The organism is Acaryochloris sp. CCMEE 5410, from assembly GCF_000238775.2.
Taxonomy (GTDB): domain Bacteria; phylum Cyanobacteriota; class Cyanobacteriia; order Thermosynechococcales; family Thermosynechococcaceae; genus Acaryochloris.
Genome location: NZ_AFEJ02000002.1, coordinates 1,342,759 through 1,358,513, shown reverse-complemented (window position 1 = coordinate 1,358,513; position 15,755 = coordinate 1,342,759). Strand labels below are relative to the sequence as shown.

Annotated in this window: 14 protein-coding genes and 2 pseudogenes; 12 read left to right on the top strand and 4 right to left on the bottom strand. The window is 45.1% G+C overall.

The features are described from left to right. Nucleotides 1-37 precede the first annotated feature (37 nt). Together ON05_RS27110 and ON05_RS27105 are read right to left on the bottom strand one after the other, a co-directional pair. Complete coding sequence (locus ON05_RS27110; protein ID WP_396150230.1) at nt 38-499, bottom strand: hypothetical protein; 462 nt, start codon at nt 497-499, stop codon at nt 38-40. Nucleotides 500-690: 191 nt separating this feature from the next. Beyond that, on the bottom strand, nt 691-1,032 hold the full coding sequence (locus tag ON05_RS27105) for a hypothetical protein (protein WP_029315502.1): 342 nt from the start codon (nt 1,030-1,032) through the stop codon (nt 691-693). Nucleotides 1,033-1,392: 360 nt separating this feature from the next. Here ON05_RS27105 and ON05_RS27100 point away from each other — a divergent pair, with 360 nt between their 5' ends. The 8 genes and pseudogenes from ON05_RS27100 to ON05_RS27065 all read left to right on the top strand — a co-directional run bounded on the left by ON05_RS27100 (nt 1,393) and on the right by ON05_RS27065 (nt 7,816). Beyond that, nucleotides 1,393-1,662: a hypothetical protein gene (locus ON05_RS27100; protein WP_010478067.1), complete on the top strand. Its 270-nt coding sequence runs from the start codon at nt 1,393-1,395 to the stop codon at nt 1,660-1,662. A gap of 4 nt (nt 1,663-1,666) precedes the next feature. After that, the gene (locus ON05_RS27095; RefSeq protein ID WP_010478066.1) at nt 1,667-1,804 is read left to right on the top strand and encodes a hypothetical protein; all 138 of its coding nucleotides are present in this window, start codon (nt 1,667-1,669) and stop codon (nt 1,802-1,804) included. 28 nt (nt 1,805-1,832) lie between these two features. Next, on the top strand, nt 1,833-2,444 hold the full coding sequence (locus ON05_RS27090; RefSeq protein ID WP_010478064.1) for a cupin: 612 nt from the start codon (nt 1,833-1,835) through the stop codon (nt 2,442-2,444). A 12-nt stretch (nt 2,445-2,456) separates the two neighbouring features. Next, a complete protein-coding gene (locus ON05_RS27085; protein ID WP_010478062.1) occupies nt 2,457-3,971 on the top strand; it encodes a cell wall metabolism sensor histidine kinase WalK in 1,515 nt (504 codons plus the stop codon). After that, the gene (locus tag ON05_RS27080; protein WP_010478060.1) at nt 3,968-4,642 is read left to right on the top strand and encodes a response regulator transcription factor; all 675 of its coding nucleotides are present in this window, start codon (nt 3,968-3,970) and stop codon (nt 4,640-4,642) included. The genes ON05_RS27085 and ON05_RS27080 overlap by 4 nt, the downstream gene beginning before the upstream one ends. Nucleotides 4,643-4,798: 156 nt before the next feature. Then, on the top strand, nt 4,799-5,314 hold the full coding sequence (locus ON05_RS27075; protein ID WP_010478058.1) for a DUF937 domain-containing protein: 516 nt from the start codon (nt 4,799-4,801) through the stop codon (nt 5,312-5,314). Nucleotides 5,315-5,346: 32 nt separating this feature from the next. Beyond that, the gene (locus tag ON05_RS27070) at nt 5,347-6,411 is read left to right on the top strand and encodes an ABC transporter ATP-binding protein (protein ID WP_010478056.1); all 1,065 of its coding nucleotides are present in this window, start codon (nt 5,347-5,349) and stop codon (nt 6,409-6,411) included. A 343-nt stretch (nt 6,412-6,754) separates the two neighbouring features. Beyond that, nucleotides 6,755-7,816: pseudogene (locus ON05_RS27065) on the top strand (ISKra4 family transposase). On the opposite strand, the gene ON05_RS38745 reads toward ON05_RS27065, so the two are convergent. Further along, on the bottom strand, nt 7,796-7,993 hold the full coding sequence (locus ON05_RS38745) for a lipase family protein (protein WP_396150226.1): 198 nt from the start codon (nt 7,991-7,993) through the stop codon (nt 7,796-7,798). The pseudogene ON05_RS27065 and the gene ON05_RS38745 sit on opposite strands and share 21 nt — an antisense overlap. 55 nt (nt 7,994-8,048) lie before the next feature. Between ON05_RS38745 and ON05_RS27060 the strand changes: the two are divergent. Then, a pseudogene (locus tag ON05_RS27060) lies at nt 8,049-9,040 on the top strand (IS1 family transposase). 137 nt (nt 9,041-9,177) lie between these two features. Here ON05_RS27060 and ON05_RS27055 read toward each other — a convergent pair. After that, complete coding sequence (locus ON05_RS27055) at nt 9,178-10,446, bottom strand: hypothetical protein (RefSeq protein ID WP_010473095.1); 1,269 nt, start codon at nt 10,444-10,446, stop codon at nt 9,178-9,180. 1,166 nt (nt 10,447-11,612) lie between these two features. On the opposite strand from ON05_RS27055, the gene ON05_RS27050 reads away from it, so the two are divergent. The 3 genes from ON05_RS27050 (at nt 11,613) to ON05_RS27035 (ending at nt 15,730) form a co-directional block, all read left to right on the top strand. After that, entirely contained in the window at nt 11,613-13,292 is a 1,680-nt protein-coding gene (locus ON05_RS27050) for an OmpA family protein (protein WP_010473097.1), read from the top strand. Nucleotides 13,293-13,642: 350 nt separating this feature from the next. After that, a complete protein-coding gene (locus tag ON05_RS38165; RefSeq protein WP_201767958.1) occupies nt 13,643-15,031 on the top strand; it encodes an AAA family ATPase in 1,389 nt (462 codons plus the stop codon). A 3-nt stretch (nt 15,032-15,034) separates the two neighbouring features. Next, nucleotides 15,035-15,730 carry a ParB N-terminal domain-containing protein gene (locus ON05_RS27035; RefSeq protein WP_010473101.1) on the top strand — a complete coding sequence of 232 codons (696 nt, stop codon included), beginning with the start codon at nt 15,035-15,037 and terminating at the stop codon, nt 15,728-15,730. Nucleotides 15,731-15,755: the final 25 nt, after the last annotated feature.

Below are 15,755 nucleotides of genomic sequence, written 5' to 3'. Positions count from 1 at the left end.
AACTCAGGTTGTTTTTTATTGGTTAAATTAATAGTCGTTAACGGACTTTGGCTGTAAAACCGCTTGCCTTAAACTGTTCAAGTTTAAAGGGGGTTTCTAGGGCATCGGGAACACTCACCCTTAGCTCGAAAGTGCCTTCTCCAGGCTCAACGATATCAATGGCTCCCAACCGTCCCCGGTTTTCCATGGCTGGATTGTTGTTTGCATCAAAGATACGGCCAAATACGTCTGCATCCATCACAGGTTTGCCGGATTTGTTGACCGTTGTCCCCGAAATGATAAAACAGTTGGCCAATCGCATGATTGGTCCTCCACTGGTGACGGTTCCTTTGCCAACCTCAGCAGAGCATTCTTCATAGGTGAGATCCTTAAGTTGAATTTGAGTCACCGCAAGGGCAGGCGGGCTGATAATACTGCTGAAGAGCAATGCAAACGCCACACAGAAACAGGCAAACTTGACACGTAAAGACATAGTGGTTGATTTCATCTGATTAATCATTGAAAACGGTTTTGCTAACTATCTGTCCCAGTGCATTTGCTTGGATCTCTGGTTGGCAATGGTGATGGATCAAATTCTCGCAAAACAGCAGATAGAACAGAGGTAGACACCATAGTATCTACCTCCAGCATTCTATCGTTATCTGTAGTTGTAATTGAGCACAGCCTTAACGAAGGCTATGGGGAAAAGGATTAGGAGCCTGCACAGGGGTCTTCAGATTTGGCAGCGCAGGGGTCATCTTTTGCAGCGCAAGGATCTGCCTTGGCAGCACAGGGGGCATCTTTAGCGGCGCAAGGATCTCCTTTGGCAGCACAGGGGTCATCTTTAGCGGCGCAAGGATCTCCTTTGGCAGCACAGGGGTCATCTTTGGCAGCACAGGGATCGCCTGACTTTGCAGCACAGGGATCTGCTGTTTCAGTTGTTTCGGCTCCGTTCTTATCTTGAGCAGCACAGGGATTAGCGCAACCGATCACCAGGCCACCAACACTGAGTAGAGAAACGGTGGCAACCATTGCCATATATTTAACTTTCATTGATACTCTCCATGACGGATTAATCTTTGGTGCAACTAAAATTGCCTAATTAATTGTTGCATTAAATGGAAATTTGGCTGAAATAGGAAGTTCTTTTGGCGAATTCTTCAGAAGGTTCAGGCAGACATTCTTGATTGAGACTGACTAATCTGAAATTTTGCTGAGAAGGAGATTGGGATTGGTTAAGAAAGTGATTTATGGCAGGATTGAAGGATTTTAAACAGTGACCCTAAAGCCTGTTTGGGTTGATTCTACATACTTCTCAGGAAAAATTTATTTAGGGGTCAGGGCGATATCATCTGTACAACTTTAAACTTGAGATAGGGCTTTGCTTTAGCCCCCTTGATGAGATGAAACCCTATGCAATCTAGACTCATTCGGTATGAAAGTTTATTCGCATTTGTCCTTGTGGAAGGCTGTGATTCAAACACTCAAACCAGCGATGTCGATCAACCTGTAGAAGTGATTAAATTGACTCAAACTGGCTGTCAATTTTTAGAGACAGAATCTGAAAAATTCAGGTTCAAAACAACACAGGCGGATGATTGTAAGAAACTGAGCAGCGAAACTTTGGAAAAACGCAAATCCAGTTTTAAGCCTGGGTTTCTATTTGTGGGGGGAAGGGATTAACCCAGTGACTTTACCTAAAGTGAGTGATGGTGACCTCAATCAAGGACAAACTCAATCCTATGCGATTACGCTAAAGCTGGGGAACTATGCCTTCAGTCGTCTCCTGACCCCTACCCCTGACTATCCAGTCAGTGTTCAATAGATTTGAGTCCACTTTGTAGAACGTCAAGATGGTAGACCAAGATTGGTTCGTGAAGGATGATGGCCAAGTGCAACCTTGGTCCCATCAGTCTTTGCCACAGAAGAGAGCGCAAACCTATAGACTATACCGGTTTCTGACAGAAGTTGAAGATATTTTAGCCGCGACTGACCAAGATCAGGAGCGTTTGCAGGCCATTTATCCCCTCGTTAGAGAACTGTTAACGGACTCGGCCTGGTTGCAGTTTGAGATTCAGCCTCCTGACCCTGAAAAGGGCTGGTCTGTCACCATGCTCTACGATGAGCCGAATTTCCCGCTGACGGTACAAACGGTGGTTTGGGCACCGGGGCAAACGTCCCAGATTCATAATCATGCGACGTGGGGGGTTGTAGCGCTGGTAAGTGGCCAAGAGAAAAATACGTTTTGGCAGCGGACCCCATCGGATGACAATCCCCACAAAATTGAGTCTGTAGGAGAGTTGACTTTAAATCCTGGCGATACGATTAGCCTAATGCCTGAAGCCATTCACTGTGTAGAAGCATTAGGGGATGAACCAACGGTGACGTTTAATCTTTACGGACTGACGGATTATCAGAACCGGTACAGCTTTGATTCAGTTTCCCATACCGCTAAGTTATTTTGAGGGACGACTAGCGTGGGTGAACTTCCGATCAAATCTTCCCTGGGTAAGGGATGGCGAAACGTCTCTCCCCAGTTGCGCCAAGCTGTGAATCCTAAGTCACTCCAGTTTCGGCTGACGGCTAGTATTGCAGGACTGATTGCTGTGGGGTTAACCAGTGTCGCTGTATGGACGAGCTGGAAGATGCAGCGGATTTTGATTTCTAGTCATAAGCAAAAAATTGTTGATATTAGCGATCGAATTGCGGATGATGTGGTGCTTTATCAACAAGATGAGATGTTCCCGCTGCAAAAGAGTATCGAAAAGGCGATTAACAATCGGTCAGGACGTAATTTACTGCTGTGGGTCAACGATTCCCAAGAAAATTTGGTGGCGATGTCTGCCAATATGTCGGGGCCAACGTGGCAACGATTTGAAGGCCCTGGTACGTTGGCAACGGCTTTCCGAGACAGCATTGTCCCCAAGGTTTATCACATTCAAGGACGAGATTTTGTCGCCTGCCATAGCCCTTTAATGGTGAGGAACCAGTCTTTGGGAACGTTATTTGTAGCTCAAGATATTACTGAGGATCAACGCCAGTTTATCGCTAGTGTGCAATCCCTGGCTTTGGCTAGTTCAGTTGCCGTTGTCTTGATCACTTTGGCTTTAACTTGGTATGTTCATCGTTCCTTACGCTCCTTAAGCCAAATGGACTTAATGACAAAAGCCATTTCGCCGGATGATTTAGGGAAGACAAAGGTAGAAATTGATAATGCGCCCAGTGAAATCCAGGAATTGACAGAGACTTTCAATCGGATGTTGGAGCGCCTATCTGAGGCCTGGCATGAGCAGCAGCATGCTACGGAGCGACAGCGAGAGTTTGTGAGCAATGTCTCCCATGAACTGCGAACACCTCTCACGATCGTCCGGGGCTATTTGCAAAGTATTCAACGGCGGGGCGATAACCTGACTGAAATGCAGCGGGAAGCCTTGGAAATCTCTACGGCTGAGGCGGACCTGACGATTCAGTTATTGCAAGATTTGCTGTGTTTAGCCCGAGCGGATGATGGGTATATGCCTTATCATCTGGAGACGTTGATTCTGAATGATGTGGCGGTAGAAGTCGTTAATATGGCAGACAAGTTTAATCAGCGTGAGATTGATTTGGAGTTTGAGTCTCCTTTAATTCCCGTTTTTGCTGATGCGAAGCGTCTCCAACAGGTATTGGTAAACTTGGTGGAAAATGCGATTAAATATTCTGCAACGACGGAACCTGTCACTGTGAAGCTAGAACAACGAGAGGACACAGCTTTGATTCATGTGTGCGATCGCGGCGATGGTATTCCTCTCAAACAACAGTCCCGCATTTTTGAACGTTTTTATCGATTAGATGAAGCCCGAGCCCGCTGTACCGGTGGCGTTGGTCTGGGCCTCTCCCTAGTCAAGACCTTTACCGAAGGCATGGGAGGACAAGTCAGTGTCCTGTCTGCCGAGGGTGAAGGCAGTACATTCACCGTGACGTTACCCATATCTCCTGAAGCAAAAATATGACAGCACATATTCTCCTGGTTGAAGACGAAACCAAACTGGCTCAATTTGTTGAGATGGAACTGACCCATGAGGGGTATCAGGTGACCGTGGCCAATGATGGCATCGGCGGACTCACCGCTGCTCGCGAGTCTCAACCGGATTTGATTCTCCTAGACTGGATGTTGCCAGGGTTCTCTGGTGTTGAAGTCTGCCGCCGTCTGCGGGCAACTGGGGATAAAGTACCCGTCATTTTATTGACCGCCAAAGATGAAATTAGCGATCGGGTCGAAGGGCTGGATGCCGGGGCGGATGACTATATGGTGAAGCCCTTTAGCATCGAAGAGCTGTTAGCCAGGGTGCGAGCCCACTTGCGGCGAACCCAAGAAGAAGATCCCGATGTTTTGGAATTCTCTAACTTGACCCTTAACCAGCGCACCCGTGAGATCTTCCGGGGTGAACGCTCCATTGAGCTAACGGCCAAAGAGTTTGATTTGCTGGTGTATTTGATGATGCATCCTCGCCAGGTATTGACCCGCGATCGCATCCTGGAACAAGTCTGGGGCTACGACTTTATGGGGGACTCAAATATCATCGAAGTTTACATTCGCTACCTTCGTCTCAAGCTAGAAGAGAACCAAGAAAAGCGGTTAATTCAGACGGTCAGGGGCGTGGGTTATGTGATGAGAGAGTAAATTGCTATTGCTTTGGTAAACGTAAAGTCCAATGAAGGGATGCGCCCTTAACTTGATCCCATGAATGCTCACCCCTTAGGATGAGGCTCAGTTATCGATCTCTGGACTGAAGCATGATGCTGCAGTCCGATCCTCACCTGAAGCCGACAAAAAACTATGGGACTCTTTGATCAAATCGTTAGTGCTATTGATAACCCAGCCTTACAGGCTAATACCGGCCAATTAGGCAATATCCTGAATACGGTGCAGCAACTCAGCCAGCAACAAGGCATGAACAATAGCTCTACCGAAGCGGCGATGTCTCTACTGGGCAACCATGTTCGTTCTGCATTAAAGTCTCAGTCAGCGGACCAAGCCCAAGCCCTCGTCAACCAATATAGTGGTACGAGTGCGAATGGGGCTGCAGTCAATGCCCTGTTTTCTGACGGACAACAACAGCAAATTGCCCAAGAAATTGCTCAGCGGACCGGCTTAAGTAGCAGCGTGATTCAAGGCCTGTTGCCCGTCCTGGTTCCCATTGTGTTGAATTTGCTCCATAGCGGTTCTTCCCAAGCCAATCCGCAACAGGGTTCTAATCCTGTGTTAAATCAATTTCTAGACAGTGATGGGGACGGTGATGTCGATGTTGCCGATGCCCTGCGCTTAGCCGGAAACTTTTTAGGCCAGCGTTAGCCTTTTAACCAACTTCAACTTCCCTCTGCCCTATGGCCAAACTTGAGATCAAACACCTGAATAAAACCTACAACCCTAAAGTTGTTCCTGTTAAAGACCTCAGCTTAACGGTGGAGGATGGTGAGTTCTTGACGTTGTTGGGGCCCTCCGGCTGTGGCAAATCCACAACTCTGCGGCTGATTGCAGGGCTAGAACAGCCCACCCGAGGGGATGTGGTGATTGGACCCGACGTGGTTACCCATAAAAGTGCCGGGGACCGAGATATTGCCATGGTGTTTCAAAGCTATGCCCTCTATCCCCATATGAATGTCTACGACAATATTGCGTCAGGACTGAAGCTACGCAAAATGTCTAGCACTGATATCCAGCAGCGGGTGGCTGAAGCCAGCCGAGTCCTCAACCTCGATGACTTGATGCGTCGTAAACCGGGACAACTCTCCGGGGGACAGCGGCAGCGAGTGGCCCTTGGTCGAGCTTTAGTGCGCAACCCTGCCGTATTCCTGTTAGATGAGCCGTTGAGCAATCTAGATGCTTTGCTGCGAGAGCAGGTGCGAGCGGAACTCAAGCAGCTCTTTGAAAAGCAAAATGCCCCGGTTGTCTACGTCACTCATGATCAGACAGAAGCGATGACGCTTTCGTCCAAGGTGGCGGTGCTCTACCAAGGGGATTTACAGCAGCTCGATCCGCCCCAACAAATTTATTCTCGGCCTGCCAACCAGTTTGTGGCTGGATTTATTGGTAGCCCCCAGATGAATCTGTTAACCCTCAGGTGTGAGAATCAATCAGCTATTCTCGGGGAGACTCGGATTCCTCTACCGAGTAGTGCCGGGAACCCGAGGGAAATTGTTTTAGGCATTCGGCCTGAACATACCCGACTCGCTACATCAGGGGATGCCACCACGGTTACAGGCCAAGTCTACCTGGTGGAGAACTTGGGGATGAGTAATCTCTTGAGCATTAAAGTTCAGGGCGGTGAAGAGACGATTCGGGCTTTGTTACCCACCGATCAAACTTGGTCGGGAGATACGATTTCGGTGGCATTACCCACGAATCAGCTGCATTGGTTCGATGTTCAAACTCAGAAGCGTTTGGAATAGCCATGAAACTGGGTTGAATAAAAGAGGAGCGTGTCACGTGTCACTGAATGAGATAACACCAACACGCTCTTGAAGCTATACCGTCATGGAATTGGGACGTTTAGCTTTTAGGTGTGGAATATATTCTTCGCCCAAATTGTGATCTTTTATGCCATCGGAACTAGGACTTCCTAAGTCTTTCAGTCGACCTTCCAGGCGAGTTAGGAATTTTGTAAATCGATTCAGGTTAGATTCATCATATAAACTACCATCTTCATCAAAATACTTAACTTGGGAGCATGTCACCTTTGCAGATTGTTTTGAAATCGTTCAGGATACAAGTGTTGCCCAGAAGTCTTCATCAATGAACTCCGAAAAAGCAGCTCAACTCAAAGTCCATCTTGATGCGATAGCCCAATTACTGTACGAAGAAAGCGATCCAGAGAACCTGAAGACGCTAGAAGGTATTGAGATGACGGTGCGTCAGCAAATTCAGACCCATGTCAGTCCCGAACTCGGTCATTTTTATCCGCACAGCTACTGGCACAGCAGCAGGCCGCAACCGACGCCTGAAAAGCACCTTGGGCGTTCTAAGCATTACAACTCAACAGGCACAGCATCTAGCCGTTTCCCCCTATCGTCAAATCAGTCCTCATTTAGAGAATTGTTGCTTGCGCATCAGTGCCAATGTCTCCTATGCTCAAACTGCTAAAGATGTGGCTTATTTAACTGGGATTCAGGTACCAGCCAAAACCCAGCAGCGATTGGTGCATCAACAACGGTTTCCTACCCCCAGGCTCATGAAGCTTAACCGAAGTGAGTGTAGATGGTGGCAAAGTGCGCATCCGCACCCCTTTAGGACACCCTTGTCAGTGGAAAGACTATAAAACCCTGGCAACGCATGTGGGACTCATCGCGGATTATCACAATAATGCCCGGCTCATTGACTGGACTCACCAGCAACCGTTAGCCTCTCCACTGACTTGTTTAGGGATGGTCATGATGGCATTTGGAATATCATTCGTCAGCTGAGCATACCTGAGCAACGGCGAGAGATTCTGGACTGGTACCATCTGGTGGAAAATCTTCATAAGGTCGGTGGGTCCCTCAAACGTCTGCACCAGGCTGAGCAGCTCTTATGGCAGGGGAAGGTTGATGAAACCTTGGCTCTATTTGAGTCATTGAAGAAAAGCAGGCCCAAGTCTTTTGCAACTATGTTCGCAAACATCGGCATCGGATCGTCAATTATGACTATTACCAGAGTGAGCAAATCTGCTCTATTGGGTCTGGGGCTGTTGAATCTGCTATCAAGCAGATTAGTCGCAGAGTCAAAATTTCAGGGGCGCAGTGGAATGAAAGTAATGTCCCGCAAGTGCTGGCACATCGGTGTGCTTACCTCAATGGCTTAATTGGAATGCAAAGGTGACATGCTCCCCTTAACTTGCCCTACATCTGTATAGCCAATGTTGGGAATTCTAGCGACAACATCATTGTTATTGATCACGCGGAAGGTTTTAGACCTTAAGGGGGGATTGAATTTGTTTGTAAACGTTTGATCGCCTACTCTGGGCTGTCCATAGGTGTAAACCCCACTGACTGGCACTGGTCTGTTAGCAGGATCTAGCTATAATGCTTCCGACGCAACCTAATGTAGATCAATGGAATGCCCATATTGTCTAAGCGAGAAGATCCTAAAGCGCGGCTTTGATAGCCTGCAAGATGGGATATTAGTCCAGCGATATCAGTGTAAGGATTGCAATCGGCGTTTCAACGAACGCACGGGTACCCCAATGGCTCGCTTACGCACCGCTAGTTCAGTAGTGAGCTATGCCATCAAAGCTCGCACCGAAGGGATGGGTATTCGTGCTGCAGGTCGAACTTTCGGTAAATCTCATACCACCATTATGCGTTGGGAAAAACGCCTAGCAGACCAAGCACAGAACTGGTCACCTCCCGCACCAGCAGCCTCTGATGTGACGGTAGAAGGGATGAAGTTTACACGCGTGTAGGCAAAAATCTTCCCCCCAGCCAATCCCAGGGCTGGACCATCCATTTCCTTGAACGCGAAAGCCGCTATTGGTTGACAGCACAAGCTGGCCTCAAGGATGCACAACTTTTGCAAATGGCGTTTACTCAGCTTGGGAGTGGGTCAAAGCCTGTGATGGGATTCGATGGTTTACCGATGGTGAGAGGCGTTATGGACAAGAACTTTGGAAGCTCGCCAATGTCTATCTCAATGGTGAGGAGTGTCATCCTGACTATGGGCATCGCAAGGTTTGGCGAGAGGGGTTAGAAGTCGCGATGAAAGTTAAAGGGTCTCAGGGGAATCGGCGAGTAGAGTGGGTGAAAGCAGAGCATCCCTTTACCGCTATCAGTCTAGGGTCTGAGGTCCATGCCAATCATAATGAGGCTCACAATGCTGCCTTGAGGAGACGATGTAGTGCTTATCGAAGACGGCAGAATCTCTACGCTAAGAAGCGGTCGGGTTACAGCGAGTGCTAGATGTACAACGCCTGATTCATAACTGGGTTAGACCCCATTGGGGCTCAGTAAGCAGACCACACCAGCAATGGAGATGGGATTTTGTTCTCGTCCGTTGAGCACACTAGAACTCCTCACCAATAAAGGGTTTAGGTATGTGCCCTGTTAGTAGACCAGTGCCAAAAATCCTGGTTAGCCATGTCATCAAGATGTAAAACCCTAAAGTTTATGCAGATGTGAAAGCGATATATGTCCGCATCTTTGGCCTAAGCTTTGGAGATCAGAATGCTTGAGATATAAAAAACTTCAATCAGATTCGCCCAGATATTTGTGATTGATAAACTCTACGGATTCAGCAGCTTCGTTAGCTGTTCTCATTGAGATGGTTGGAATTGCTTTTCTAGTTGGGCTTGCAGGAGGGAACCACCCAAAACTCCTGACATTCCATCCACTTTTGGGTAGGAGTGATGGATCAACACTAGAAATATTAGTGGGTCGCTTGTAACTGAAGGCTCTATTTTTGGATTTGATTAGTCGGCTACGGAAAACACTTTCCGTATGACAACTGACGCAATCCGTATTGAAAAAGTTGGATTTTTGAGGATTAGCAATAATGTCAGGAATATCCTGTACCTGTGGGGTTGGACTGCCTTGAACAACAGAGTTCCCTAATCTAGCTGTAGTGGTGGGGCCAAGCAACATAGCTGTACTGACCCCTTGGTTCCGATCAATATTGGTGGGCGTGGGGGTTGGAATAATGCGTTGACCAAAGCTTGTCCCAGTGATCATTTGAGCATTTAGTCCCCCAAGTGTTGGGAAAGCCTGTTGCACAAAGGTTCCATCTGGTTGTCTAGACATCGCAAAGAATATCCAGGGTTCTTGGGTTCCATCTAGCCCCATAAATGCAACACCTCCGAGTTGTTGTTCTGAAAGGTGTTTTTGTAGAAATTGCTTTAGACTGCTTTCGAACTTAGCTTGTTTGGCTTTGAGTCCGGGATGAATACTTAAATTCCCGTTGGTTTCAATTCCAGCTAACTGTAGGTCTGCTTTTAAGGTCTTTAAATCATTAACGATTTCACGAAATTTACGTTCATCTGGTATGGCTTTGGGTGGTCCATTGGGGATAGCTGGTGTATCCACCCCTTGGAGGTATCTGAACACTAGATGCGCTGTCAAATCATGGATCTTAGGTCCAGCAGCACTAACAGTTACAGGCTGAGCAACCACACGGATTTGCGGTGCACAACCAAAGACCCGATTAATGGCTTTGTCCGTGCCGGGTGCGCATGGATCTACCCTGACCCCTACCACTTTCCAGGTGTCTATCTGCTGGATCTGAGGTGCGAAGGTGCGACCAAAATCAATCGTATTGTTTGAGACTTTAACCGTTTGTGCTTGGTTAATAACAGAATCAAATACTTGCTGTGGCCATATTTTTCCGCCGGTTAAAGTTTCTTCTCCCACGGAAATTAATCTTGCCACGTCTTGTTGAGTGGTGGGGATAGGCCACAGGAAGGAGACATCATTGACGTCCAGAGTTAATGTATCAGCTATAGAGGGAGAAATTGGCACCATCAGACTCAAAGTAAATCCGATGCAAGCTATGAATAGCCCTATAAATCTAGATATAGTCTTCATTGCATTATTAAATCCATGAGCTTTGCCCAAATATCACTTTTTGCATGCTTGGGTTCTAGCTAGATATATGACTGCTATTATTAGCTTTTTGCTACTAGAATCTAGCTGCCACAATGGTTGTAAATTTGGCAATGTATTTATGATTGATTGTCTATAAATCTGTCAGATTGGCATTGAATTTTTATGCTGTTCGATACATTTTTTTACGCTATGTCTGTGCAATGCTTAATGATTTGCAGTCTGATATTTTGACTTTGAGTAGATTTTAGTTATGCAAAAAAATGATTTTAAAGAGTTTTTTATTGTCTTCCTGTGAGCCATTGATTAATGATTGTAATATGTCGGTCGAATGCTTTTATTTGTCTAAAAAACTAGTTGATAAGCTACCTGTCTATTGTTCCTACTAAGTTGGCTGTATTGCCTGTGGGGTTTTGATCTGTTGACCATATTAGGCTAAAAATTATACTGTTTTTACTGCTGAAATAGTCTGAGGTTATTCTTTGCTCTACTATTTTTGATTTAGTGATTATATTGTGAGAACTGTTGTTTTAATAGTGAATGGGTAAGCAGTGTTGCCTATGTGTGATCGCAACTACTGAGACGGCTGAATAGATTCGTGACATGTTTTTTAACAGCGCTCTCCAACATACAAGGAAGCTCTGCAATTTAGTGATTACTCACTGCACTGGCTACTGGCAATTAGGCTTAGGACTTTCCGCTCTCGGCTTGAACTGACTGGGGCAACTGCCCTAAGTGTCACTTGAAGCTACATGTTCAAATTTGGGTCAATGTAATGCATCACCTGGAAAAATGCCTAGTAGGATCTATTCTTGAGCCGTTTGGACATTTTCCTTCGCTCAAAATCTGTGCAACCTATTACAAGGGATCGAAACGGCTTCTCATAAAGCTCTAGCCAGCCCAACCACCGAATGGCAAAAAGGTTCACTCATAACAATTATTATTTAGTCACTGGATGATAATAGGGCTAAATTGCCAGCTTCGCCTTATTTATCGGGGAGTTTGAACTTTAGAGTCCTGGAACGAGGACTTACAGCTTATTATGTCTATATAATGAATAACATGAATGCTGAGGGGACATTCGATTGGCAACTGAACTAGACATTGAAAGAAAAGCTGGCGACGAAGGCGATCGTAAATACTGCTGGCAATGCGATTTTGTAACCCGAATGCACATGACCAAGTGCATCGTGTGTGGGGCTCCACTGTACGACAAGCCTAAGCATAAACGTATTACTCAACCCCAGAATACTTTGCCATCTGACGATAAAGCTAAGCGACCGAATAAGAAAACAACGGTGCTTCTGAGTTTTTTACTCTTTGCAGGGGCCGTCAGTGCTGCGATCGCATTAATCAGTCCTTGGAAGCGAGCGACTGAGACAGTTGCCAGTCCTGGCCCTGCCAATATTGAGGTTTTAGGCGATACGTTCTTGGGATACAGTACCCTCTGGGACCAAGACTTTCAGAAAAAGCTTAAAGATGCTGAAATTACCATTGGCTATGCGGATGAATTAGATCAGGAAACGCGATCGCAGAAGCTTTCCAGTGGTGAAGTTGATTTTATGGTGACGACCATCAATCAACTGTTTGAGACCCCCAATACCGGCAAAATCGTCGCCATGTGGGACTGGACCCGTGGTGCTGATCGTTTGGTTCTGAACAATAAGCAATTTCCCCAAGTCACAACGGTTCAAGGTTTGAATCGTGCAGCCACCCAAGCAGCCCAGCAGGGCGAACTCCTCTCCATCATTTTTGCAGGGAATACCCCTAGCGAATATCTCAGTATTCTGTTGGCTGATAAGTCGCCAGATTTTGCGTTGGAGAAATTCAACATCATTCGGGTGGATGATTCATCAACGGCTTGGCAGCGGTTTCAGAATCCCAAACCCGGAGAAAATATCGTTGCCGGAATTTTTTGGGAGCCTTACGTCACTCAGGCCAACCGAGCCGGGTATATCCCTTCTCTCTCGTCTGCCCATGTTCAACGATCGATTGTTGATGTAGTAGTGGCCTCTCCCCAAGTCCTGAAGGAGCACCCTGGTAAGGTCCAAGAGTTTGTCAAGGCCTACTATGAGCATATTTCGCGACGTGCCATTGATAAAACTGCTTGGCGACAGCAGTTTGAAAATTTAGGGGGATTGACTGCATCAGAGTCCTTGAACTTTTTACAAGGCGTGTACTTTTTTGATGCCAATTGTGCCAATCATTGGATGAATGGCCCGACGAAACTGCTGAGCCAGCGGCTCAACTACACGAAACAGGTGCTCTATGGTAGTGGCCGTCTGACCGCTACGCCGAATAGTGTGGATCAACTTTATGATGGCCGGTTTGTGGCTGAAGTGGCGACGTCAGATGCTGCTGCGAGCTGCCCTGCATCCCAAGCGACTGCCCCACCGATTTCATCCAAGCCTAACCCTACAGCCTCTCCCCCTGTGGCAAAGACCCAGACAACGGTGGCGACAACAACGCAAACAACCATTGCCATTCAGTTTGAAGTGGGGGCGGCCCAACTTAATGATCAGGCTAAAAAGTCATTGGATCAGGTGTTGGACGCAGCCAATCCCGACGATACGGTGCGGATTACTGCCACTTTTGCGGATGCCAGTAGTGCGAGGGCTTTAGCACTCCTCAAAAGTCGAGCGACGGCAGTGGAGCAATATGTTGTGGATAAGCTGCCTACAGCTAGTGTTCAGACGACTTTGAATTCTGGTGGTACAGAAAGCCCTAATATTAGAGTCTCAATCGGAAAAGGATTAACGCCTTAGATAGCTAGATCGATTATCAGGTGGATTAATCACCCAAGCTTAGTACTTATCAAGCCATATGAGTGTTAATCCACTCGTATGGCTTTAATTTAAGCTAACTATTTTGAAAGTTAATTGCTTTTTGGCTAAATAAGTGCAGAATTCAACCTACTGTTTGCCACTGATTGGCCTGGTGTTTTATATCACTGTGCTATCAAAATAGAATGGATTTTTTTGCTCACCAACCATATAAATAAATCAATGAATAAAGCATTAAGATTGAAATGATTTAAAAATGGTCTATTTGTGAGTGAATATATAATTCTTCGGGCACAATAACTAGCAGTAAACTATGATCGAAAAAGAAATTGGTGTTCGACCCTAGCTGTTGTTTTAACGAAAGAGATGTTGAAGGAAAATTAGTTATTCAATATTTGCTTCCAGAATTGGGGTTTACACCTGAAACCTGGTATCGAGAACGAAAGTTTGGCAACATTCGCTTAGATTTTTTGGCATTTAAAAATCGAATAGTTTCTTGCACGGATATTTCACATGAGAAACCGTGTCTCATTATAGAGACAAAGCATCCTAAACAGGATTTAGAGAGACACGTATCCCAGCTTAAGGAATATCTCAATAAGCTTGGGGTAGAATTTGGTCTCTTAACTAATGGGAGAGAAATCAGAATTTACAAGCAAAGTCGAAATATTCTTGATCTTCTATTTCGATGCTTTGGAAGAGAAGTCCACAAAAATATCGGGTTGATTAGAGAAATCATCGGTAGCGAGAATTTGAATCTACCAGGTAATATGCCTATCATCACTCAAAATAATAGAGTTGACTTTGCAGAAGTAAATCAGACAAAACACAGCAGAAATGAATTTAAAAAATGGGGACAAAAAATGAAAGTAATAGCTATTTACCATAATAAAGGTGGCGTTGGTAAAACAACTGTTTCAGTCAACCTTGCTGCTGCCTTGCAGAATAAGGGAAAGAGAGTTCTTCTGGTTGATATAGATGCTCAAGCAAATTCAACATTTGCCACTGGTCTAATCAAATTCCAATTTAATGAGGATGATAATTTAAAGGACAATAATGTCTATCATTTAATTGAATCTGGAGAGTTTAATTTTATCTCAGATCTAAAACAATCATCTCAACTATTTAACAGCCCAGAGATTGATGTTATTCCTTCACATATTAACTTGATTGACAAACAAGACAAGCTGACTCGATTTGCCGCTTCAAGATTCCGTCTGCATCATAAAATTCAACAAGCTGAAGATGATTATGATATTGTCATAATTGATGCTCCTCCATCTAGAGATGTTTATGCCGAAATCGCATTAATTGCTGCCGATTATCTTATTATCCCTTCTGACTTAAAACCCTTTGCCAATCAAGGGCTATCGAATGTTCAAGACTTTATCTCAGAAATTGATGAGACACGAACAAGTATAGGGAAAGAAAAGCTCAATGTCATAGGTGTCTTACCTTCTAAAATTTTAAGTAATACTAGGTATTTAGAGTTCGTATTTCCTAAGCAAAAGCAAAATATTATAGATCACTATAGTTTCCCGATCATGGAAAGCATAATCTATGAGCGTACAGCACTATCCCATTGTGTCAATAAAACAATTATGGCTGGTGTTCATAACTTACCTGACCCTAAATCAATTTTTGCATTCGGTGGTGATTCTGAATCAGTTAAAGAGTTTCGTAATTTGGCTGCTGAGGTATTGAACAAGATTAGCGAGTAAAAAATGACTGAATATTATTTGGTAGATGTCAAGAGTATTACCTCCAATCAACCTCGCTCTAGTTTTGACGAAGATGATCTAGATAAACTTGCAAAGAGTATTCTTGAATCTGAGATCTTGCTCAAGCCATTAGTCTTGGATCAAACAGGCCCTGAATCATATGAAGTTCTTGATGGTCACTTTGAGTATTATGGTGCTGTAAGAGCTAAGGAAATTAATCCCAGAAGTGGAGAAATGGTGAGTGCATTTGTAATCTCACCAAAAGAAAAGGGAAATGTTTCTAAGCAAATCTCTATTCTTAGTAAACCAGCCCCATCCGACTCTATATCTACGAACTATGTACCTGATCAGCGACTGTCAAATATTGAAGCTCGATTGGACAGAGCCATAGCTGATATTAAAGATGAATTTAAAAGGGAGAATCAGAGGCTAAATAATGAGCTTTCTGAATTAAAAAGCCTAGTTCCCCAAAAAGTTGATGCTCTAGAAGCATTGAACAGCCTGAGCGAAGTCGAACTCACTTTGAAGTTAAGAAGGGCTAATATTACAGGTAAGACATTGGAAAAAATCAAAGCAAGTATCGTTAAAGAACGAAAGAAAAGGGCTTTCCACTCTTTATCTGATGTAGTCAGCCGCGTAGAGGGATTAGGAGATAAGAGGATGCTGACTATTATTGATGCATGGAACGGTACATTCTAGTATCAAGACTTTTTTACAGAGAATC

Bases quoted from the DNA above. Each gene is read 5' to 3' on its own strand.
- ON05_RS27110 (WP_396150230.1), bottom strand. From the start codon at position 499: ATGATTAATCAGATGAAATCAACCACTATGTCTTTACGTGTCAAGTTT.
- ON05_RS27105 (WP_029315502.1), bottom strand. From the start codon at position 1,032: ATGAAAGTTAAATATATGGCAATGGTTGCCACCGTTTCTCTACTCAGT.
- ON05_RS27100 (WP_010478067.1), top strand. From the start codon at position 1,393: ATGCAATCTAGACTCATTCGGTATGAAAGTTTATTCGCATTTGTCCTT.
- ON05_RS27090 (WP_010478064.1), top strand. From the start codon at position 1,833: ATGGTAGACCAAGATTGGTTCGTGAAGGATGATGGCCAAGTGCAACCT.
- ON05_RS27080 (WP_010478060.1), top strand. From the start codon at position 3,968: ATGACAGCACATATTCTCCTGGTTGAAGACGAAACCAAACTGGCTCAA.
- ON05_RS27075 (WP_010478058.1), top strand. From the start codon at position 4,799: ATGGGACTCTTTGATCAAATCGTTAGTGCTATTGATAACCCAGCCTTA.
- ON05_RS27070 (WP_010478056.1), top strand. From the start codon at position 5,347: ATGGCCAAACTTGAGATCAAACACCTGAATAAAACCTACAACCCTAAA.
- ON05_RS27055 (WP_010473095.1), bottom strand. From the start codon at position 10,446: ATGGTGCCAATTTCTCCCTCTATAGCTGATACATTAACTCTGGACGTC.
- ON05_RS27035 (WP_010473101.1), top strand. From the start codon at position 15,035: ATGACTGAATATTATTTGGTAGATGTCAAGAGTATTACCTCCAATCAA.